Below are 23,761 nucleotides of genomic sequence, written 5' to 3' on the forward strand. Positions count from 1 at the left end.
TTGTTATAAGTGTTTTATGTTGTTTTTTTTGTTTTCGGATGTCCGATTTCGAACAGTTTACGTCCAGAATCGAACATCCATCTCCTAAGCCCTTGGTTCATTGCCCACAACGCAATAGGAAAGGCAATTACCAAGGCAACAAACACCAAATTTTAAGATTTTCTGACTTTATTCATCCCTTAAACTTTCGACTGGATTGGCACGGACGACTTTCCATGTTTGATAAGTAATGGTTCCGAAAGCAACCAGGATTGCACTGAGACCCGCTAGAATAAAGTAGAACCAATTGATTTCTATTCGATAGTTGAAATCTCTCAACCATTGATTCATTGCCCACCACGCAACAGGTGTAGCAATGATCAAAGCTACAAACACCAATTTTATAAAATCTCCGGAGAGTAATTTGAGTAATCGGATGGAACTTGCGCCGAGAACCTTGCGGACACCGATTTCCTTGGTTCGTTGCTGGGTCACGTAGGTTGCCAGTCCGAAAAGTCCCAGAGCGGCAACAAAAATGGCTACAAAAGCAAAGCAACTGAAGATATTTTTTGTCCGTTGGACATCTTGATATAGATCTGCGAAGCCGGCATCGAGAAAATTGTAATCGATTTTTTGATTTGGTGAAAACTTGTTCCAAACGGTATTAATGTCGGCCAATGTTTTGGACATTTCTGTAGATTTAGTCTTGATGGAAAGCATGGAGGGGCTGTTGGCGAGAGTCATACAAACGGGATAGTAGCCCTCATCTTTCATCGATTCAAAGATAAAATCGTCGACGACGCCGATAATGGTCCAGGTCATGCCATTGGTAATTTGTACGCCAATTGGATTTCCTTTGATGCCTAGATCAGCAAGCATTCTTTTGTTAACAATAGCACCAGAACTATCCGATGCGATATGTGGATCAAAGTTTCGGCCGGCTATAAGTTTTAGTCCAAATGTAGTGAGGTAGCTTTCGTCGATATTCCAGAATTGCCCGCCTTCTCCCAATTCAAGATCTTCTTTTCCTTTGGCCCAAAAAAGATTCCCATTTCTTTTTGCACCATCCAATTGGACCGGTAAGTAGTCGCCGATGGAGACATCACTTACTGTTGGAATGGCTTTCAATTCATTTTTTAATTCTTTTGCCTGGGAGGCAATACCCGTTATACCGCGGAGTACGATTACCTGATCCTTATCGAAGCCAATGTCTTTATTGAGCATAAAACTGATTTGCTGATTCGCAATAAGTGCACTGATCATCAATATAATAGATGTTGCAAACTGGAAAATAACCAGTCCATTGCGTAACAACGAAGATTTAGGATTGGTGACCGATTTGCTTTTTAATGCGTTGATAGGTTGAAAACCTGATAAATAGAGCGCTGGGTATAAACCGGCCAGAATGCCGATGAACAACATGCTCAAGATCAGCGAAGGCACAAAGTACCACACTGTCCACGGTATAAACAGCGCTTTGTTGGCTAGATTGTTAAATACAGGTAATAACAGGAAGGCTAATAATAACCCTATAAGGAGTGAAATAAGACTGTAACATATCGCTTCGGTCATAAATTGGAAAATCAGTGTCCGTCGATTTGATCCAATGGTTTTTCGAATTCCGATTTCTTTGGCTCGCGTTGCTGCATTCGCCGTTGATAAGTTGATGAAGTTAATACAGGCAATCAATAATATAAAAAATGCAATTCCCGCAAATACCCAGACCATCTTAATGTCGCCTTGATATTGTGTTGCCATTCCATATTCCGAAATATTCTTCGAGTGCAGGTGCATATCAAGGGCGTTTTGAAGCAATACGGTTGATTGCATCATTTCGGGCGATATTTTCATTCCATTTTTTTTGTTGAGCAAAATATAATGGTCCTGAATATAGTTTTTTGAAATGCTGCGCTGTGCATTGGCAATATCTGCATTCTCCTTCAGTTTTACATAGGTAATGTAATTCGTCGCGCCCCAATTGTTTTGCTCACCCGGGTAAAAAGGTTCGCCTGCAAGGGAAATAAAATAATCATAGCCATAGAGACTGGAATTGCTCGGGACATCATCGATCACAGCCGTTATGTTGTATAAGACATTTTTATTATTGTTCAGATAGATCGTTTGTCCTACGGCATTTCCTTTGAAATATTTCTGAGCCCTACTTTTGGTAATGACTATCGCATTGGGTTTGTCCAGCGCATGTGATAACTGTCCTTGTACGACCGGAAGCGGAAATATTTCCAAAATGGACTGATCAACATATACAAAACCTTTATCAAGGTAGTTCTCCGCACGGCCATTTACAGTAAACAGATTGCTTCCGGCACCAAATAAGGTATTGGGTAAAACGCGACCGGCTAATTCAACACTTGGGATTTCCTCTTGCAAGGTTTTAGCTGCTGGGGCAGGAAAGGCAAAGGTTTGCCTCACTTTATCACCATCGGGTGCTGAAACGATAAGACGGAAAACACGGTTCATGTTGGGATACATTTTATCATAACTGGTTTCATGTCGAATGTACAGCATAATAAGAATGCAAATCGCAATGCTAAAAGCGAATCCGCCGATCTTGATGATCGAGTACAGTTTGTTGTTGACCATATTTCGCCAAGCGATCTTTAAATTATTTACTATCATAATAAAAGTCTTTTACGGTTTTGTATTTATTCATCGCGCAGGCTATCCACAGGATTGGCGCGAATGGCTTTCCAAGTCTGATAGCTGATTGTGCCTAAAGCAATTAAAATGGCACTCATTCCTGCAAGAATGAAGTAGAGCCAATTTATTTCGATCCGATAGTTAAAATCTGTAAGCCATTGGTTCATTGCCCACCACGCAACTGGTGTAGCAATGACCAAGGCTACAAACACCAATTTTATAAAATCTCCAGACAATAATCGGAGTAATCTAATCGCATTGGCTCCAAGGACCTTACGTACGCCAATTTCTTTGGTCCGTTGCTGTGTCACATAAGTTGCGAGACCGAAAAGCCCGAGTGCAGCAACAAAAATGGCAACAAGAGCGAAACAAGTGAATATATTCTTGGTCCGTTCCACGTCTTGATAAAGAGCCTCAAAACCTTCGTCCAAGAAGCTGTAGTTAATTTGTTGATTTGGGGCAAATTTGTCCCATACTCCTGTGATATCAGCGAGCGTCTCTTTGAGATGTTGCGGTTTTACCTTAATAGAGAGGAGGGAAGGATTGCCTTGTAATGTCATACAAAGTCCTGCATACCCCTTATCCTTTAGCGACTCAAAAATAAAATCATCTACTACGCCAATGACGGTCCATGTATTGCCATTGGTGATTTTTGCACCAATGGGATTCTTTAAGTGAAGTTCGTCGGCCAATTTCTGATTGATAATAGCCGAACTGCTATCGGTGGCTCTGGTGGGATCAAAATTTCGTCCTTTATTTAAATGAAGACCGAATGTGCTCAGGTAATCCTGATCGATTTCCCAAAATTGGCCCTGTGTAGCCATATCAAGATCTTTTCTGCCATCGACCCAGAACGGATTACCATTTCGTTTGGCTCCATCGATGGGTACTGGAAGAAAATCACCCATGGAAACTGAGGCAACATTGGGGAGGCTCTTTAGTTCATTTTTTAAACTTGGAAGCTGTTTCGATAATGTTCCAATACCGCGAAGCACAACGACTTGTTCCTTGTCAAATCCCAGATCTTTGTCCAATATGTAGTTTATCTGTTTATTGGTTACCAATGCTCCAACGATAAGGATAATTGAGGTCGCGAATTGAAAGACAACCAAACTATTCCTAAACAGCGAAGATTTAGCGCCAATGACATTGTTTTTCAGTGCGGTAATTGGTTTAAATTTGGATAGGTACAATGCTGGGTAGATTCCGGCAAGACCACCGATCACCAATATGGCCACCAAAAGAGAAGGAAAGAAGTACGCTGCTATCCAAGGAATGGTCAAGGATTTGTTGGCTAGATGGTTGAATACGGGTAGTAGTAGCCAGCTTAGAAAGAGCCCAATAATCAGTGACAATACACTATAACAAATTGCTTCAACAAGAAATTGTCCAACAAGCAGCTTCCTGGAGGAGCCAATAGTCTTACGGATACCAATTTCTTTTGCTCTCGTTGCTGCATTTGCTGTCGATAAGTTGATGAAGTTAATACAGGCAATGAACAAAATAAATAAAGCTATTGTTGCGAAGGTCCAAACCATGCGAATATCGCCTCTGTTCAATGTACTAACTTTATCGTCGCTTATATCCACAGATTTTAAATGCATGTCGAGTGCATTCTGTAAAGTTATTTTTGCCTGCTTGAAAAGCGGATTAAGTTTCCGTCCTGATTTTAGATATTCAGGGAGATAATGTATCTCTAAGTAATTCTTTGAAATTTCTTTTTCTGCCAGTGCAACATTTACGTTGGGTTTTAATTTGACATAAACAGTATAATTGTTATTGAGCCAAGCAGTCTGTTCGCCTTGATAAAAAGGTTCTCCAGCGAGCGACATAAAAAAACTATAACCGGCAAGGGTCGAATTGTTGGGCACATCTTCAATGACCCCAGTGATGGTATAGGCCTTCGATTTATTGTTGTTGAGATAAATCGTTTGTCCAATTGGATCATTTTTAAAGTATTTTTCGGCCTTGCTTCTGGTAATAACCAATGTGTTGGGCTTATCGAGTGCATGGGACAGCTGGCCCGAAACCATTGGCATAGGAAACATGTCGAGAATGGACTGGTCGACATAGACAAATCCGTCATCGTAATGGCTATCCGGGCTGTTATTTAATGACAATTGGTTGCTGCCCGCACCGAATAACGGATTAGGTAGGATGCGCCCCGTTTGCTCAATGGAGGGTATTTCTGCTTTTAGGGTTGGCGCTACCGGTGCAGAAAGTGAAACCCAGCGCTCGGTTTTATTCTCTATGGGTAACTGAACAACCAAGCGGTAAATTCTATCCATAGCCGGATAAAACTTATTATAGCTCGTCTCATGTTTTAGATATAAAACAATAAGAATACAGATCGCAATACTAAAGGCAAAGCCACCAATCTTGATGAATGAATATAGCTTGTTTTTCGCCATGTTCCGCCAAGCTATTTTGAGATTATTTCCTATCATAGCAGAAATTTTTAAGGTCTGAATGACTGGTAGTTATAATCAAAACAGACTTTTAAGCTGAAATCAATTGCATTGCCACTTTGTTAATGTGTTGATAACTAGTTTGTTGTTTTAAATTTGAAAAGCTCGTCTGTACGATATCGAACAGTTGGGCGTTCAGTATCGCACAGACGTTCTAGGCGCTGACGGTAAATAGAGAATTGCTTACTCTTCAATCTCTTTCAGCTGGAGATGATCACATAGTTCGAACATCATTTTAGCTGGATCTGTATCAATAGCCAATGCGATCAGGTACATTTCATCCAAACGCAATTTAGCCGTTTCGGTCATCGTTAACTCATTAATTCTTGCCTTACTTAAACCTGTTTTGCGCGCAATTCGCGATTTATTAACGGATTTCTTCTCTAAAAATTCACCTAGCTTTGTCATAGTTATGATTTAGTATGCTCTTGTTTTGTATAGATAAATATACAAAATGTTATTTTTATTTATACAAATGTTTTTATTTTTGGAATATTTTCTATTCTTTTGTATTGAAAATCTATATCATTTAAATATGTCAATGATGAAAACAGCGAAATTTCAAAAAACAAAAGTATATAGGAGGAGATGCGGAGAGTTAGACATGCAAATATATTATCGTATGCTGCTACAACGTATTTCGCGGCACCTGTCACCCGAAGAAGTTTCTTTTTTAATGGGAAAGTCATTCGATTTTATAAATAAAGTTGAGACATTCAAAAGGAAAAGAACTTTTGTTCATGATTTGGTTGTCATGCAGCTTGTACTAGAAATAAAGAGTATGAATGAATTGATGCCTTACGGAATTGATTTGTCGTCACAGAAGTATACATATGAATTGCATGTAACTAAATTGGGTGACCGCGTTATTTATGAACTGTATAAAGTTGATGTAGAGCAAGATCAAAAAGTAATCGAATTTAAGCTAATCGATATTCGACATGATCTCGACCCGTATGAAATTTCGACAATAGAAGAAGTAAAAAAGATAAGTACTCTCTTGGATGAGAATATTGATATCGGATATTTTAATGTGGAAAAGAGACCTGATGAAATACACAACTTATGCTGTGCTAAACTAGAAAGGTATATACATCCTAAAAACCTGATTAAGGTGCTAGATAATTTCCTTAATCGGTCTGATGAACGCAAAATTATTCGGAAAGTATCTAAATACGGATTCTGTTATATTTTAGCTGCTCCCACGGATTCGACAGAAAAGAAATAAGCAATTTTTAGCTGTCCAACACGAACAGCTAAAAATTGCTTCAAAGATCCTAAGCCGTAGGTACACCAATTATAAACTTCCATTCCCAATAGGTTAATAATAAATACACTTTTTAGCTTAGATAACCTACGGCTTATTTTTTCTTATTCATCCCGTAAACTATTGACAGGGTTAATACGGGCTGTCTGGAATATGCGGGTGGCGATAATCGCTAAAGTTGTCAAACCAATACACAACCCTGTGAAAATAAATAGAACGATCGGTACATCTATATGATAGAAGAAATTTTCTAGCCATTTATGCATAAACCACCATGCTATAGGGAAAGCTATTAGAATCGCTATTAGGAGGAGTAAGATAAAGGATTTGGAAATCATATATGTGATCGTATTTACGGAAGCCCCAAGTACTTTACGGATACCAATTTCTTTTACTCTTCGTTCTAGCGTATAAATAGCAATAGCTACGATCCCTAAGATGGCAATCAGCATACTGGAACCGGTAAAAAGTGCTAATTGCTGGTATTGTTTTTTTTCTTTGTTATATTGATTCTGTACTTGATCTTCCTGCCAGTTGATCTGCGCTATCCGGTTTGGAAAAAATTTGTTCCATGTCTTGTTTACCAGTGCTAAAGCTTCCTTTTTCTTGCCTTCCTCTACTCGAATGAGCATACAGCCACCTTCCCATTCAGTTTCTGCCTTAATTGCAAAGGGACCGATCGGAAACTTTAAACTTGCTCCGTTAAATTCTTTAAATATACCCACTGGTGTATTTTTTAGGAGCTCTAAACTTTTATTGAGTTTAAAAGGGAGCCGTTGGGCTGTTCCTTCGGAAACGAGCATGTTTGTAAATACTGGTTGCCCATTGTGTACCGAATCCGTAAATGATCTGTCCAGTGCATAGTCCGCACTCAAAGGACGTCCGTCAATGAGTTTTATACCCATTGTTTTGATGTAATCATAATCTGCATAAACAAATACAATAGGCAGTTCTTTGTTCGGGTCGTGAGGGTCTTTTACTATTTTAAAATCTGCACTCCCGCTAAAGGGAGTCCAGCTTGTGAGGCTAACCGATGCGATGTATGAATTTTTTAATAGCTCCTGTTTGAAAGCCTGATCCTTTCCTTCCCAAGAGGTATAGTTGATGGCTAAAAGATTTTTGGGTTCGTAGCTAAGATCTTTGCTATACAAATAATGCAGTTGTGCCCGCATTGACATCATGCAGATCGCTACGACGATGGAGATAGCAAATTGGAAGACAACCAGTATTTTGGTAAATGCCATATTTAAGGGAAGTCTGAAGAAAGAAAGTTGCTTCCGAAGTTCAAGCGTTGGCTGTGTTTTCGATAGAGACAACGCAGTCGGTAAACTGCACAGCCAGCCTAGAATTATCCAGGTGGTTAGTAGTCCAGCAAACATGAATAAAGAATGCTGGTAGCTCATTGTCAGTGGATGCTCTAAATAGTTTTCAAATGCAGGACTGACAAGAATATAACCGAAAAATGCGATCAGAAAAGAGCTGGCAAAGAGTATTGTACTTTCTATGCCCATTTGTAAGATTAGATTTTTTCGGCTTGCTCCCAATACCTTACGGATACCTATCTGTTGTGTGCGTTTTAAGGCATGCGCAAAGCTTAGGTTAATGTAATTAATACTGACCAATATAAGAATAAGTGTCGCTATTCCCACCAGTAGATAAATATCTTGCATGGGATTCTCCCATCCTGTAATACTTTGTAGGTGTATATCTTTGATGGGTTCAATAAAAAGATTAAAACTTTTCGCCCAGTCATTCAGTTTTTGTCCATTGTACCATTTGTTTATTTTGGTCGAAAAGTGGTTAATATCAGTTGTGCTTTTGAGCAATAGAATTTGTGTTTGCAATGAGCCGGCCTCTGTCGGATTGAATTCATTTACCTTAGGCATCAGCACGAGCGCTTCTGCCTGAAAGGATGAATTATGAGGAATATCCTCAATAATAGCATTGACATAATAAGCCTCTGGTTCCCCTTCTTGCGGTTTATTGTAGAATGTGCTGCCGAGTACATCTTTTCCGCTGAAGTATTTTTGTACAGCAGAGGCTGTCAATGTGATGTTTTTTGCACCTGCAATAATTTGTTTTGGATTGCCTGCAATTATTTTTGTATCAAAAAGATTGAAAAAACCACTGTCAATTACTAAGGTACTGATTTCAGCTAGTTGTTTTGACAGACCGTCGATTGTTAATTTCTGTGAACTACTGTTGATCGTGGTATAACCTAAAATTTCAGGAAAATTAGTTTTCAAGACCTTTGAGAGACCTTCAGGAGCTCCTGAAATATTGGTTTTGACACCTTCCTGTGTTTCTTTGGGTACCACCCTCATTCGGTAAAGCTCATTGGAGTTGCCCCATTGTCTGTCGTAGGAAAGCTCATCAATGACAAGTGAACTAATTAACATAAATACCAGTAACGCGATGGTTAAGCCGATGAGATTTGATAGCGAATAGATCCGATTGTGCATCAATGTTCGCCAAGCGGTTTTAAGGTGATTCTTTATCATACTGTTTATGTGGATTGGTTTCTTAGATTATTCATCTCTTAATTTTTCAACTGGATTAAACCGAGTTGATCGAAATACAATAATACCAACCAATAAACTCAGCAAACCAATCAACGTGCCCAATGGTAACAAGTAGGTAAATGCATTGATTTCTACTCGGATAATGTAATTTTGTAGCCAGTATTGCATCAATAGATAGCTCAGTGGAACTGTCGTAAATGCAGCAAATAGGAAGATTCCGTAGTACTCTTTTGAAAAGAGTAACATCAAATGTGCTAGTGAAGCCCCAAGTACTTTACGAATGCCAACTTCTTTATTGCGCAGATGGATGGAAAGCGATATTAATCCGGTAAGTCCCAATGCCACGATCAGTAGCGAAACAACCGTAGCAATCTGGGAAGCGCGATGCAGCTGCAACTCAGTTTCATATAAACTTTTGATACGTTCATCCATAAACTTATACTCGAACGGTGCATCAGGTAGCAACGTTTTCCACTTTTTTTCCAGTTGTTGTACTGCATTGGAAAGAGAGCCTTTTTGTAAGCGAATACTGAGGTATCGGTATTGAAGGCTCTCATGTACATCTATCCAGATAATAGGCGGGGATGCCTGATGAAGTGTGTTGGCTACAAAATTTTCAGCAACGCCCACAATAGTCATTTTGTAACTAGGATCATTGATTGCTATTTGCTGACCAATCGCCTGCTCGGCATTTTTAAAGCCAAAATCATCCATAGCCTTTCTGTTGATGACGACTGGTCTATTATCCGCATGAGTAGCATAGTTTTTAGGAAGAAAAGTTCCCGCAATTAGCGGTATCTCATAGGTTCCCAAAAAGTGACTATCACTTGTAATCCGTTGTACCTGGATTTCTTTGTTTTCAACCGTACCAAATGCAGATTGCATATTGAATCCCAGTAATCCAGGTGTTTCATAAGATAAGCTTACAGATTTTACTTCTGGTTGCTGGCTGAGTTCATGTTGTAAAGTCTCCATTTTGCGAACACCATTTTCGGACCAATCTCTAGGTACTTGAACGGTTAATAAGTAGTCCTTGTTGTAACCTAGATTGCTATGGAGAAATAGGTCCACCTGTTTGGAAATAATTAGTGTGCAGGCCAGCAGCAGCAAGGCTACCCCAAATTGAAAAAACAAAAGAATTTTTCGTACCAGCTGTTTGCCGCCCAAGGTCGAAAACTGATTTTTGACTGCCGGAAGTACCGCTATATTGGAAAGCTTGATTGCTGGATATAGACCCGCCAGTAAACCAATTAATAATGTCATTATACCCAGTAGACCAAAAAAATAAATCGGCAATTCCATTAACGTAGGGAGCTTGCGCATCAAGATATGTTCGAAGATTGGGCTTGTCACGATATAGATTGGCAGACTGATTAATGTTGCTATGGCCACGATCAGGATATATTCGGTCATCAGTTGTCTAATAAGCTGCACCCGAGACGATCCCATCATCTTGCGAACACCCATTTCCTTTAATCGCGTAATATGCTGAGCGATACTAAAATTAATAAAATTTATAATGGCCATGGTCAAGATAAAAATAGCCGTCAAGATCAATGTCTGTATCATTTTGCGAACAGCCCCCTGGTTGTCGTCCAAATAATAGGTTTTCAATGGTTTTAAACTAGGGCTATATTGGCTGGAAAATTCCTTATCTGTATTTTTGCCTACCAGCGTCTCTATGGCAGCATCTACTTGTTCCGAGCTGACACCTGGCTTCAATTCAATATAGCCGGCAATATATGGATTATTCCAATTGTCTATAGATCGGCCAAAGAATTGCTCGTTGATGATCGGTAAAAATATGTCTGCATGCATATTCTTTGTGAGATCCATAATGGCATTTTGGACATCGGATTTGATGATTGCTGTAATTTCAAAATCGTGTTTTTCACCCTTGAAATTTTTTATTTGTAGCGATTTTCCAAGTACATCCGCATGGCCGAAATATTTTATGGCTGCTTTGTCACTGATGACAACTGAGAAAGGATTATTCAGGGCAGTATTGGCGTTACCCGCTAGAATATGGAATCCGAACATCGTCAATAGACTAGGATCTCCGAGAGACATCCCTTCTTCATGGATTGTTGCTCCGTTTGCTACGATACCTGTCAATCCATCAATCCGATAATAATTAGAGACGAGATTAGGATACTCCTCATATAAGGCTTTGGGGAGCGCCCCTAACGTGGTTAAGTTAATACCAAATCCTTCTTTCTTATACTTGCTTTGCAACAAAAATTGCCGATCAATATTTTTGATATTGCTATTCACTTGGTGTACATCCCATACATAGGCGCCAACAAGTAGTAGAAAAGTAATACCGCAGGTCAATCCAATTAGATTGATCAGATTTTGCACTTTTTTCTTTCCGATATTTCGCCAAGCAATTTTGAAGTTTGTAAAGTTCATTGTCTTATACTAAGAATTTATTCCGTTCATGAAGCTGTTTGTATAATGGGGCCTCGACATAGAAAACTAAAAATACAAATGTTTGGCCAAGTCTGTATGTTGTTGATAGTTAGTTTTTTTATTGCTGATGTGCTGCTGAATGCTGTTCGATATCGGACAGTTTGCCGTTCAATATTGTACAGCATTCAATCTCCAGCTCGGCGGATGCCTGTAGCTGGAGATCCTCTTCCATGCCGAAGCAGTCAATCATTCGTTCCGTAAACTATGGACCGGATTTGCTATTGCAGCCTTGATGGATTGCAGTGCAATGACCAATAACGTCAAGATTAATCCAGTGCAGAAAGCAAGGAAAAAGATCCACCAGCTAATTTCTATTCGGAATGGGAAATTAGTTAACCAGTGCTCCATGAGATAATATGCTACAGGAGTGGCAATGGTGAAGGCAATAGCCATCCACTTGAAAAAGTCCTGAGATAGCAAAATGACAATACCTGAAACGGAAGCGCCAAGTACTTTTCGTATGCCAATTTCTTTTGTGCGTTTGAGGATATTGATGGACAGCAAACCTAAAAAACCAAGTGAGCTGATACATAGCGATACAATAGCCGCAATCCAGATAAGTTTTTCAACCAACGCTTCTTTTTTATAAAGGTTAGCAATTTGCTGATCGTAAAACTTATATTGGAAAACTTCATCAGGATACCAGTTTTTCCATTGTAGCGCTAGCGTTTTCAATAATATATCTTGCTTATGTCCCTTAAACTTAACGGCCAGGTTCTTTAATCGGCTTTCATTGTAGCCAATTACGGTAGGGGATATAGGCTCGTTGAGCGAATTGGTGCTAAAATCTGCAACCACACCTACAATTTTTCCGATGTGCTCTTCATTGAGCCCGCCAGCATTCAAATTTCGACCAAGGATATCATTGGGGTTTTTAAATCCCAATGTAGTAGCCATCTGCCGATTGACTAAAAACTCTGGATTTTGTGGATTGTCATCAAAATTCCGTCCGGCCAATAATTTGATATGAAAGGTCCTGATATAGGTTGAATCGCCGATTGCATACTTAGCAGGCCATTTTTCCCATTCTGATCTGTTATCAAATTGAAAAGTTCCACCCCATACTTTTTCGTGTGATGGCGGATTGTCGCAGAAAGTAAATGATTGCACTTCCGTTCGATCACGAAGGAAATGTACAATTTTCTCTTTTGATTTCAGCATGTTATTCGTCATGGGAAAGAGAACCACTTGTTCACGATTAAAGCCAATATCGGTCTGCTTGAGATGGTTTACCTGTAAGACAATAACGAACGTGGCAATCAGAAGAATCATGGCGATTACATTCTGTACGACAATAAAAGATTTTCTGGTTAAGCTCCATGGGCCTATGGTCAACTTTTTTAAGGCTTGCTGGATTTTCATTCGATTTACAAAGATCAGCGGGTAAACAGAGGTGACTAGTGCGGTAGCGGCCCAAAGTATTCCAATTGTACCCAAAAATGAATACAGGTTGATAATTTGCACGGGCTCATCTTCAAATAGGTATTGATTGGCCCAGGAGATGGAAAGACCCAATAGTACTAACGCAAATAAGACTGAGCACGCTGTCAACAGCAAGGTTTCGATCAGAAACTGGTAATACAGTTGCTGCTTGGAACTCCCTAGTATTTTTCTGACCCCCATTTCTACGCTCCGGTTCATTTGTTGGGCAAATACGATATTACTATAGTTGATAAATGCCATAACACCAATGCCCACGGCGATAACAACTAAGATGTTCAATAAGGTTCGTTGGGTCCCTTTGCCATAATCCGCGTCAAAATGAAAATGGGGTAGTGGCAGTAGCTTATAATGAAAGTATTGAAGTACATCCTTGTCCCAATATTTCGTGATTAGCTTTTGTATACTTTTCTCCACAGCAGCCTGATCGGATGTATGTTTTAGTCTTAGTATGATGTTGTTACTTGAATTAGTATAGCCCCAATTGAGAAAGAATCCATCATCTTTGGGAATCTGCCATAAATTTGTCAGTGAATTTAACGATATATAGATATCCGAACGAAAATCGGAATTTTTCTTGCTGTCATCGATGATACCGATGACTTTTATGGGGAATTTGCCATCTACTAAAATTATTTTTCCAATAGGGTTTTCATCTTTAAAATAAATTTTTGAAATACTTTTAGTCAAGGCTACCGTATTGGGTTGATCCAGTTCCTCCGGTTTGCCTTGTATCCAAGGGAAATTTAATATGTTGAAATAGCTGGAGGAAGTAAATGACGCTTTGCCTGCTGTCTGATATAATTGATCCTCTATACGTAGCGTAAGATTTTTATTATCGATATATAATGCTGTTTTTTCTACTTGAGGAATTTCACGAGATATGGCGTCATACATGGCATAAGCGCCCCCTTTGCTGTGTTCTATCTTGTCCAATTTTAAATCTTGTACGACTAAAAAGGTTCGATCTTTATCGACGTGAAACTGATCAAAGCTCAATTGGAAACTATTGTAGATGTAGATAAACAAACTACAGGCCATGGCTAACCCTAGCCCGAAAATCGTCAGCATTGTATAGTAGCCGTGTTTAAATAATTGTCTTAAAGCTGATTTAAAATATAGCTGAATCATTGTTTGAGGTTATTGTATCGATAATTATAAACGTTTTTTATTCATCACGTAGACTGTCAACAGGCTTTGTTAGGGCCGCTCGTATCGCTTGTGAACTTACAGTAATTAAAGCAATAAAAACGGCTAGTGCTCCTGCTAGTACAAACATCCACCATTGCATCTCAATACGGTACGCAAAATTCTCTAACCATTTGTGCATCATCCACCAAGCTAGGGGAGAAGAAATGATAATGGCTATTAGCACGAGTTTGACGAACTCCGAGGAAAGCATACGCGTGATGTCGGGAACTGTAGCTCCAACAACTTTTCGGATCCCTATTTCTTTTCTGCGTTGATTGGCGGTGAAAATAGCCAAGCCGAATAAACCAAGGCAGGCCACAAAAATAGTCAGTCCCGCAAAGATGCTCAGTAATTTACCCGTTTTCACTTCTGCTTGGTAGGTCTGTGCGTATCGGTCATCCAGAAAGGAATAGCTGAATGGAATGTCTGTTGGAAAGGATCGATAGAGAGAGGCTAATTTTTGAATGAGCTTCTCCATATCGGCTGTTTGGGTTTTGAGAATCAAACTCCCGGCTTGATCGCTAAGAACCATCACAAGCGGGGAGATCTGCTCATGTAAAGAGCGAAAATGGAAATCCTTAACGACACCAATAACACGATAGCTTTTGTTGTCTTTATTGGTCAATATTTTACCAAGGCTATGATTGTTCCAACCTAGATCTTTTGCCGCGGTTTCATTGATGATGACAGAAAGGCTGTCATTACCAAATGTTTTTGCGAAATTTCGTCCTTCTTTAAGCTGCATCCCCATAACCGGAATATATTCTTCATCTATATCGTAACGAATCGTTTTGACCCATTGATCAGTATTGCCATCTGGATAGATGAAAAAATTGTTGTTGTTACTTTCTCCGGCAGGGAGATAGGACGAATGAGAGACATGCTTGATTCTGCTATCTTGCATCAATAAATTATAATATGTCTTTTCGTTTTTCCCCAAAGGCCAGCTCGGTATAATAAGGACATTATCCTTGTTGTATCCAAGTTTAATATGACGCATATAATCCAGCTGCTGAACAACCACCACGGTTCCAAAGATAAGTCCGACGGAAATGATGAATTGAAATACAACAAGCCCACTGCGCAAATTAAGGCCTTTAGTCGAACGACTTATTTTTCCTTTTAATACACGGAGCGGATTAAATGAGGATAAATATAACGCGGGATAGCTGCTGGAAAATAGACCGACGACTAAACCAAAAGTCAGCAGGAAGGGGATAATTTTAAAAGCGTCAAGTTTTTGGATTTCAATCTCTTTTCCTGAAATCTGATTAAATAGAGGAAGGGCAAGTAAAACAATTCCCAAAGCTATTCCCAAGGAAATATAAGTCAGGAGGACGCCCTCCAGCATAAATTGTCGCATCAGGTTTTGTTTGTCAGCACCCAATACTTTTCGTACACCTACTTCTTTACACCGCCTAAAGCCACTGGCTGTAGATAAATTCATGAAATTAATTGTAGCAATCAATAGCATAAAGAGTGCAATAGCACTAAAAATATAAGCGTAACGTATATCCCCCGAAGCGCTGAGGTCGTAGTTGAAATTCGAATATAGATGGATATCTGTGAGCGGCTGTAGGTAAAGACCAATCTTATTTCCCGTTTTCTTGTATTCTTGGTAACTCATGCCAAAACCTGCCATAAATTGTGTGGCAACATGTTTGTCGAATAGCGTGGCTAAGTTTTTTTCGAGCTTTTCACGTGATGCATTTTTCGAAAGCAGCGCATAAGTATAATATTCGGAGGTCATCCACGAATCTGATCGTGAATCTTCCAGTGCATCCAAAGAGGTAAATACATCAAAATGAAAATGGGAGTTTTGAGGGACATCTTTGATTACGCCAGTGATTTTGAGGATATTTGGACTGTCTTTGATGATGAGGTCTCGACCGACAACATCGTTTGTGCCGAAGTATTTTAAGGCGGTGGATTCTGAAATCACTGCAGAATTTGGGGAAGAAATAGCTGTAGACAAATTCCCTTTAATAAAAGGGAGCGTGAAAATTTTGAAGAAAGAAGCATCCACGAAAGCCATTTTTTCTTCGTGAAATACTTTATTATTGACGACAAATAGGGGGGATCCACCGATTCGTAGTCGTGCAGTTTCTTCAACTTCGGGCAGCTCTGACTTCATAGTCGAAGCTACTGGTGGCATCACATGTGCCTCATTGATCGTTCCGCCCTTTACTGTTCCTCTGAAAACAACACGTACAATACGGTCTGCATGCTCGTTGTAACGATCAAAACTAAATTCATCGGTCACATATAAGCTGATCAGCAGGCAGGTTGCAATTCCCATGGCCAACCCAACGATGTTGATAAACGAAGTGGAGAAATTGCGGGTTAAATTTCTCCATGCTATTTTTAAATTATTCTTGATCATATTGAGGCCCCCTCTATTACTATAAATGAATATTTACTCGTTTCGTAAGCTATCTACTGGATTGTTTAGTGCGGCACGTATTGTTTGGAAATTGACAGTAATGATGCTGATTAAAAAGATGGCAAGCGCGGCAAGGATAAAGAACCACCATTGTACGCCCACATTGTACGCATAATCTTCGAGCCATTTTTTTGAAAAATACCCCGCTATTGGACTGGCAATAAAAATAGCCAAGGTGGATAAGATGAGATAATCTTTTGAAAAGAGACGTGATATGTCGAGCACTGTTGCACCTAGGACTTTGCGTATGCCAATCTCTTTAGTACGCTGTTCGAGATTTTGCATAATCAATCCTGTGATTCCTAAGGCGGAGATCAACAATGTCAATGCACTGAATAGGATAAACAATTGCACTTGCTTGCTCTCTTTTTCATATTGTTTTGCAATCAAATCATCTATCCAATGGAAGGAAACGTGTTTATCAGGATAGGTATTTTGTATAATTTGAGATACCGATCGAAAGATTTGTTGTTCTTGTCCTTTCCCTACTTTTATCAGCATATTGCCGCTTCCGTTAAAATCTTTTGCCAAAATTACTGTTGGTACTATTTTGCTACGAAAAGACTCACTATGGAAATCTTTAATGATTCCGACGGGGATAATTTGAAGGTCTTTATACAGGATACCGAGTTTGTCTATCCCAAGCTTTTTTGCCGTACTTTCGGTCACAAGGGCATTATTGATACCTTCGTCTTCTCCCAGATCCATTTCAACATGCGTATAATCTTCAGGAGTCAATAATCGACCTTTAACCAACTGGATTCCCAAAGTTTTGGACAAATCGACATCGCCACCGATGAAACTGACTTGGATATTTTTCCCTGGATCGTCCTTGTCAACGATTGTCTTGGCAAGGTAGCCTGACCCGATTGTCGGCGTCCAGGCAGCGACGCTGACCGATTCAACCCCGGTAAGTTGACCAATGCGATCTTTTATATTTGTATTTTGTGTACCCTTGTTGAAATAATCAATGTTTAGCACATTTTTGACTTCCATTCCCAAGGGAGCTGCTTGCATATAGCTGAGTTGGGACTTGATTGTTATAAGGCCAATGATGACGATAATGGCAATGCTGAACTGTGTTGTGATAAGCATTTTTTTGATAAAGACTTCTGCATGGGGAATTTTTGATAGCTTATTTTTTAAGGCATCTGAACTCTTAATACCGGAGATCAGCCATGCTGGATAAAAACCAATTAGCAGGCCAAGGGCAATTGCAGTCATGATAAATGCCAATAGCAACGGGAGCTGTATGGATTTAATATAAGCGAGATCATAGCCTATAAAGTGCTCCAGTTGGGACAATCCAAGTCTAAAGAGTACCAAACTGCATAATGCAGAAATAAAAAACAGTAGGATTGTTTCTATCAGCATTCGTCTGATCATCTGGGATCGGCTGGCCCCCAATACTTTATGTATATGAAGTGCTCTTAATTTTTTAACTGTTCTTACAGCGTAAATATTAATAAAATTGATGCAGGAAATAATAAAGACCAAAACGGCAACACCCACAAATATGTTTGTTGTTTTTTGGTTGCCGCTGATATCTGCACTGCCTAATGGCTCCATATATATATCCTGAATAGGCTGTAGGCGAAAGGAAGTCACATGTTTTGTGTTAGGACTGAGGTACCCTTTATACCAATGATTTAGTTTCTGCTCGAGATCTATTCTTGGTGTCCCGGGTTTTAGCTGTACAAATTGTTCGGTGTAGTAGCCTGAGCCATCTTTGCTTAATTCCATCGATATTTTGGGAACTAAAGCAATGGCGGAAGCTCTGAGCGTTGAATTATAGGGAAGATTATCCATAACACCCGTAATGATATAATCGGATGGCTTATCGGTATAGGGGTCGGCACTTTGGATGACTTTGCCGATGACATTTTCGTTCTTAAAGTACTTTTCTTTGAATTCTTTGCCGATGAGCAAGTTTGTTTTTCCTTGGACCAGCTGTTTGGGATTGCCTTCGAGAACCTTGATGCTCAACATATCCAAGATATTTATTTCCGACTCCAAAACTTGTATGCCTATGGACTGTGCTGAGCTTGCATGCGGTTTTAAATAATATTTTCTGGATTCTATCCGAGCCTCATTTTGAATCTCCGGAAATACTTGTTTGAGTTCCGTACTTAAATTAACGAATGTTCTGGACATTTGGCGTTCAAGGCCAGCCGTTGAATCTATGGTCACAATCCGAAAGAGATGATCCGCATTTCTCCAGCTTTTGTCATACGAATTTTCTTCAATGACAAGAGCAAATACGAGAAGGCACAAGGAAAAACCAATACTTAAGCCCAAGATATTGATCCAGGTATATTGTCGGTTGCTAATGAGGCTGCGAAAAGTAAGTTTGAATGAATTCATGCCTTTCTTTATGGTTTAAAACTATACGAAACAATGTTGTTAAACTTTGGGCTACTCATCGCGTAAACTGTCAACAGGGTTGCCTAATGCAGCCTTAATTGCTTGATAGCTTATCGTGGCCATACTGATCAGAATAGCCAATAGTCCAGCAATGACAAAATAATACCACTGTATCTCAATTCGATAACTGTAATCTTGTAACCATTTATCCATGGCCCACCAAGCGATAGGTGTGGCGATAAAAATTGCGACCACAACAAGCTTAATAAAATCGATCGAAAGCAAAGAGGTTACTTGGGTGACACTTGCTCCAAGAACTTTGCGGACAGCAATTTCTTTCATGCGCGTTTCGGCCATATAGGCGATTAATGCCAGTAAACCCAGACAGGAAATAAAGATCGTCAATCCAGCAAAGATCATGGCCAGTGTACCTATAGCTTTTGTCTCCTTAAATTTTTCTTCGTAGGTCTTGTCAATGAATTGATATTCAAAAGGGTAGTCTGGGTTGAACTTTTTAAAGATTGACTCAATCGTTTTTAAGTTGTCTGCGATGTCATTGTTTGGATTTAAACGATAATGGATCGTTGTAAACCAGGCTTGTGGTCCTAATATCACCATAGGTTTATTGTCTCCAAATGGCGATCCCATAATGAAATCTTTGACCACTCCAACTACGGTCCATTTTGTTCCATCGCCATCCACAATGCTATTGACCGGGTTTTTGAGGTGCAAACTTTTTACTGCGGATTCATTTAAAATCAAGGCAGTACTGTCTGTAGCAAATTTATAGATATCGATGTCGCGGCCTTGGATCAATGTCAAACCAAGGTTCTTTACAGCATCGGCATCGGTACTAAAACGGTTATAGGAAATGCGTTTGTCCTGTTCCGTTGGTGTGCCGGAGGTAAATCCCCAGCCATTGCTATAGAAATCGGTTACCGGCGACATGTTTTTCGAAACAGAAACAACTGCGTTGCTGGCTAACAATTCATTTCTAAGAATTTTGTAATTCTTCTCGAGGTCACCTTGGATACTGCTATAAAGTAGCCCATTTTCATTGTAACCTCGGTCGCGCTGTTTGGTATGTTGGATTTGTTTCGCGACAATGACTGTTGCGATAATCAATATAATAGCGAGACTAAATTGAATGACGACTAAGAGCGAGCGAATACTAAGGCCTCTTGTTTTAGAAACAAATTTCCCTTTCAAGGTCTTGATAGGCTGAAATGAAGAAAGGAAAAAGGCCGGGTAGGTACCCGCTAACACACCCGTAAATAAGGCAAAACCAATTAAAAAAAGCCAGGTTGGTAAGTTTAATAACGATAGGCTAAGCTGTTTTCCCACAAGCTCGTTAAAAAATGGCAGGACCATAAAAACAAGTATAGTTGCGAGTACCATGCCGATCAGGCTAATTAATATGCTTTCAACCAGGAACTGCGCCATTAGGCTTGTCTTATTTGCCCCAATTACTTTGCGGACACCAACTTCTTTTGCACGGCGTTCGGAACGTGCCGTACTCAAATTCATAAAATTGATGCTTGCCACCAATAAAATAAATACACCAATCCAAGCAAATAGCTTGACGATATCGATACGTCCGGAAGTATAATTTCCTCCTTTTCCGCTATTGTAAAGGAAAGAATCTGGATAGGGGAAGGCAAAAATCTCACCCGTATTTCTTGCAGAAGTATAACCGGCAGCTTTATTACTCGTATTGATATGATCTCTCAGATAGGTTCTGATTTTGTCGTTAAATGCGTTGACTGAAGCACCTTCTTTTAACAGGACATAAGTAGTTATTGAATTATTGCTCCAGTTATCGTCTACGTAACCGATTATTTTTGCATATTCAAATGGGAGGAGGATGTCAAATTTGAAACTTGAATTACTCGGAAGATCTTTAAGTATAGCTTGCACGGTGACTTGATTAACCGAGTCTATCCGAACTGATTTTCCAATGGGATCTTCATTTCCAAACAGCGCTTTTGCGTAACTTTCCGTAAGCACAAGACCTTTGGGATGATCAAATCTCACATTCTGTTCTCCTTTCACAAAAGGCAAAGAAAACATTTTGAAAAAATCAGGATCGATGAAAACAGTATTTGCGATCAGTTTCTTTTCATTGAAAGTTGTTAAAAATTGCGATCCCTCATTATATCTGGTAAAAGCTTCGATATCTGGAAAATCTGCAGCCAATGAGGGCGCTAGTATTTTAGGTGTATAGGCCCAGGCTGATTTTTCGCCTTGAAATTCGTCACGATTACTCAATACGTGCAGGCGATCACCCTTCTCATGAAAGCGGTCCATGGTTAACATGTTCTGCAACCAAAGTGCTATAAGTAATGCTCCGGCCATACCGATCGCCAATCCGATGATGTTAATCAGGGAGAAGGATTTGTTTTTCACCAGGTTGCGCCACGCGATTTTGATATAGTTCCTTATCATAATTATATTAGCTGTTATCTATGATAGTTATAAGATTCTTTATTCGTCCCGTAGACTTTTGACAGGATTGGCTCTTGCTGCTTTAACAGCCATTGTACTGACTGTAAGTAAAGCAATCATTATCGCTAATGAGCCCGCCAATGCAAATATCCACCACTGTATATCTACGCGATGTACGTAGTCTGCCAGCCATTGATTCATAATCCACCAAGCGATAGGAGAGGCGACGAGCAGTGCAATACCTATCAGTATAATAAAGCCTCGGGACAATAATGTAATAATTCCGAATACAGAGGCGCCAAGTACTTTTCGGATACCGATTTCTTTTTGTTTCTGGATCGTTGCAAAAGAGACTAGTCCCAATAAACCCATAGATGCTATCAGGATTGCGAGTCCTGAAAATAAACCTGTCAGCGTCATTGTGCGTTTTTGACCGGCAAATTTTAAAGCATAATCGTCATCAATAAAACGAATATCTATGGGATAATCTGGATTATACTTTTTGATCAGGGATTGGATACCTTCTATATTCGCCAATAGGCCTTTAGCAGTATTTAACCGGATATGAAAATAATCGGCATAACCCATAGGGCCTTGGATCATCATAGGTTCGATATCTTGATAAGGAGATTGCAGCACAAAATCTTCGATAACCCCTACTACATGATAGGTACGTTGGTATGCCGTACCTTTGGATACCGTAACTGGTGTGCCGATGGGATTGGACAATCGCATCTTAGCAACAGCAGCCTGGTTCAGTAGCAACGCATTGGAATCAGAGGGGTGTGTATAAATATCGATATCCCGTCCTTGTACTAATTTGATCCCCATTGTCTTGATGAAATCACAGTCTGTCGCCATATTGTTGAATACGACGTCATAGTCTTCTGGCCGGTCATTGGGCCAGGAGTATCCCCAGCTATTACTTCCCGAACGACTGATGCGCCCCCAGGATTTGGTCATACTACTGGCAATATTTTGTTGGAATACTTCATTCCTTAAAGCCTCATAGTTTTTATTTAAATTTCCCTGAAGTGGTACATATATCAAGTTGTTACGGTCGTATCCGCTATCTCGATGCTCCCCAAAGCGTATCTGTTGACCGATTATAAATGTACATATACCTAGACCTATCGATATAGTGAACTGCAAAGTAACGAGTATTTTTCTGGGTTGAAGGCCTGATTTAGATGGTAAGACATTTCCTTTTAAGGTTTTTACTGGATCAAAAGCCGATAATACAAAAGCAGGATACAATCCCGCGCAGAGCGAACAAAAGAAGATAATGGCGAGGAATAGGCAGGAGAAAAACAGCGGATGATCCATGATTACAAGATGTCCGCTGATAAGCTTATTGAAAGACGGAAGCGCCAAGAGAATAAATAATAGCGCCAAGACTCCGGCCAGAAAGGTTAAAATAAACGATTCTAATAGAAATTGTTGAATGAGCGATTTTCTAGGCGCACCCACTACTTTACGTAAGCCTATTTCCTTGGCACGTCTTTCGGCTCCTGCGGTGCTTAAGTTTATAAAGTTGATACAAGCTATTAGGAGGATAAATATTCCGATCAGTCCAAATAACTGTAGCGTGGTAATATTACCTGCGACCATTTGTCCGTTGACCGATTTATTGTAAAGATGCCAACGGCTAGCTGGATAGAGATATATGGTCGCTTTTGTGGTCCTGTTGGTGTGTTTGGAAACCATGTTTTCGATGTTCCTGTTGACAGCGTCCACTGTTGCCCTTTCTTTTAGAAGAGCGTAAGTTTCATGGTTATAGGCTGTCCACGAATCACTAAAAGTCATGCCTGTTTTGGCCCGGTAATCCAATGAACAGAGGAAGTCATTTCCGTAGAATTTGGAGTTGGAGGGAATATCCTCAATAATTGCTTCGACAGTTAAGGAAACAGTGGTATCCATTTCGACTCGGCGTCCAATGACATCAAGCTTACCGAATAATTTTTTTGCAGTAGATGCAGTTAGCACCAAAGCATCCGGACGGGACAAGGGAGAATCTGAGTTTCCGGCTAGAATTTTGAAATCAAAAAGTTTTAAAAAAGCAGAATCTACAGCGACACCTGAGGCACTTAAGCTTGGTTCGGCATCATGATGGATACGATGGTCAATCTTCCACGTGCGCACCACCTGTTCTATCTCAGGGTGTTCCTGCTTTAAGAACGGGCCTAGTACATGTGGTGTATTTCCCCAGGTATGGTGACTGCCATCAAATACATCGCTTGTATAGACTTGATATAGGCGGTCTGTGTTGGTGTAAAAGCGGTCAAATCTTATTTCTGAGTTGATCCAAAGGGCGATTATCAACGAAATCCCCATACCTAAAGCTAAGCCCAGAATATTGATAAAGGAATATCCTTTGTTCTTCCATAAGTGACGCCACGCGATTTTGATATAGTTCCTTATCATGGTTTTAATTTTTCGTTTTGCAGCGCTTTGTTCGATTGAAGCGAACCAACTGTCGCTCTATTTTTTGCTTTACGTACTTAATTTTTGC

The 23,761-nt window shown here is 39.8% G+C and carries 11 protein-coding genes; 1 reads left to right on the forward strand and 10 read right to left on the reverse strand.

From position 1 onward, the window contains the following. Positions 1-168: 168 nt before the first annotated feature. From K2F45_RS04595 to K2F45_RS04605, 3 genes are all read right to left on the reverse strand, one after another. Complete coding sequence (locus tag K2F45_RS04595; protein WP_075991150.1) at positions 169-2,616, reverse strand: ABC transporter permease; 2,448 nt, start codon at positions 2,614-2,616, stop codon at positions 169-171. 26 nt (positions 2,617-2,642) lie between these two features. After that, a complete protein-coding gene (locus K2F45_RS04600) occupies positions 2,643-5,084 on the reverse strand; it encodes an ABC transporter permease (protein ID WP_075991151.1) in 2,442 nt (813 codons plus the stop codon). 204 nt (positions 5,085-5,288) lie between these two features. Beyond that, entirely contained in the window at positions 5,289-5,513 is a 225-nt protein-coding gene (locus tag K2F45_RS04605) for a helix-turn-helix domain-containing protein (protein WP_070566237.1), read from the reverse strand. Positions 5,514-5,709: 196 nt separating this feature from the next. Between K2F45_RS04605 and K2F45_RS04610 the strand changes: the two genes are divergently transcribed. Continuing rightward, on the forward strand, positions 5,710-6,333 hold the full coding sequence (locus K2F45_RS04610; RefSeq protein WP_157625898.1) for a hypothetical protein: 624 nt from the start codon (positions 5,710-5,712) through the stop codon (positions 6,331-6,333). A 143-nt stretch (positions 6,334-6,476) separates the two neighbouring features. On the opposite strand, the gene K2F45_RS04615 is transcribed toward K2F45_RS04610, so the two are convergent. From K2F45_RS04615 to K2F45_RS04645, 7 genes are all read right to left on the reverse strand, one after another. Next, positions 6,477-8,873, reverse strand: a complete 2,397-nt coding sequence (locus K2F45_RS04615) for an ABC transporter permease (RefSeq protein WP_248933033.1) — start codon at positions 8,871-8,873, stop codon at positions 6,477-6,479. 27 nt (positions 8,874-8,900) lie between these two features. Continuing rightward, positions 8,901-11,306, reverse strand: a complete 2,406-nt coding sequence (locus K2F45_RS04620) for an ABC transporter permease (RefSeq protein ID WP_075991154.1) — start codon at positions 11,304-11,306, stop codon at positions 8,901-8,903. A 246-nt stretch (positions 11,307-11,552) separates the two neighbouring features. After that, positions 11,553-13,877 carry an ABC transporter permease gene (locus tag K2F45_RS04625; RefSeq protein ID WP_172840647.1) on the reverse strand — a complete coding sequence of 775 codons (2,325 nt, stop codon included), beginning with the start codon at positions 13,875-13,877 and terminating at the stop codon, positions 11,553-11,555. A 97-nt stretch (positions 13,878-13,974) separates the two neighbouring features. After that, positions 13,975-16,380 (reverse strand): ABC transporter permease, encoded by a 2,406-nt coding sequence (locus K2F45_RS04630; RefSeq protein WP_248933034.1) that lies wholly within the window; start codon positions 16,378-16,380, stop codon positions 13,975-13,977. A gap of 33 nt (positions 16,381-16,413) precedes the next feature. Then, the gene (locus tag K2F45_RS04635) at positions 16,414-18,804 is read right to left on the reverse strand and encodes an ABC transporter permease (protein WP_075991156.1); all 2,391 of its coding nucleotides are present in this window, start codon (positions 18,802-18,804) and stop codon (positions 16,414-16,416) included. Positions 18,805-18,855: 51 nt separating this feature from the next. Next, entirely contained in the window at positions 18,856-21,249 is a 2,394-nt protein-coding gene (locus tag K2F45_RS04640) for an ABC transporter permease (RefSeq protein ID WP_075991157.1), read from the reverse strand. A 39-nt stretch (positions 21,250-21,288) separates the two neighbouring features. Further along, entirely contained in the window at positions 21,289-23,673 is a 2,385-nt protein-coding gene (locus K2F45_RS04645; protein ID WP_248933036.1) for an ABC transporter permease, read from the reverse strand. Positions 23,674-23,761: the final 88 nt, after the last annotated feature.

This window comes from Sphingobacterium siyangense (assembly GCF_023277505.1).
GTDB classification, from domain to species: domain Bacteria; phylum Bacteroidota; class Bacteroidia; order Sphingobacteriales; family Sphingobacteriaceae; genus Sphingobacterium; species Sphingobacterium siyangense.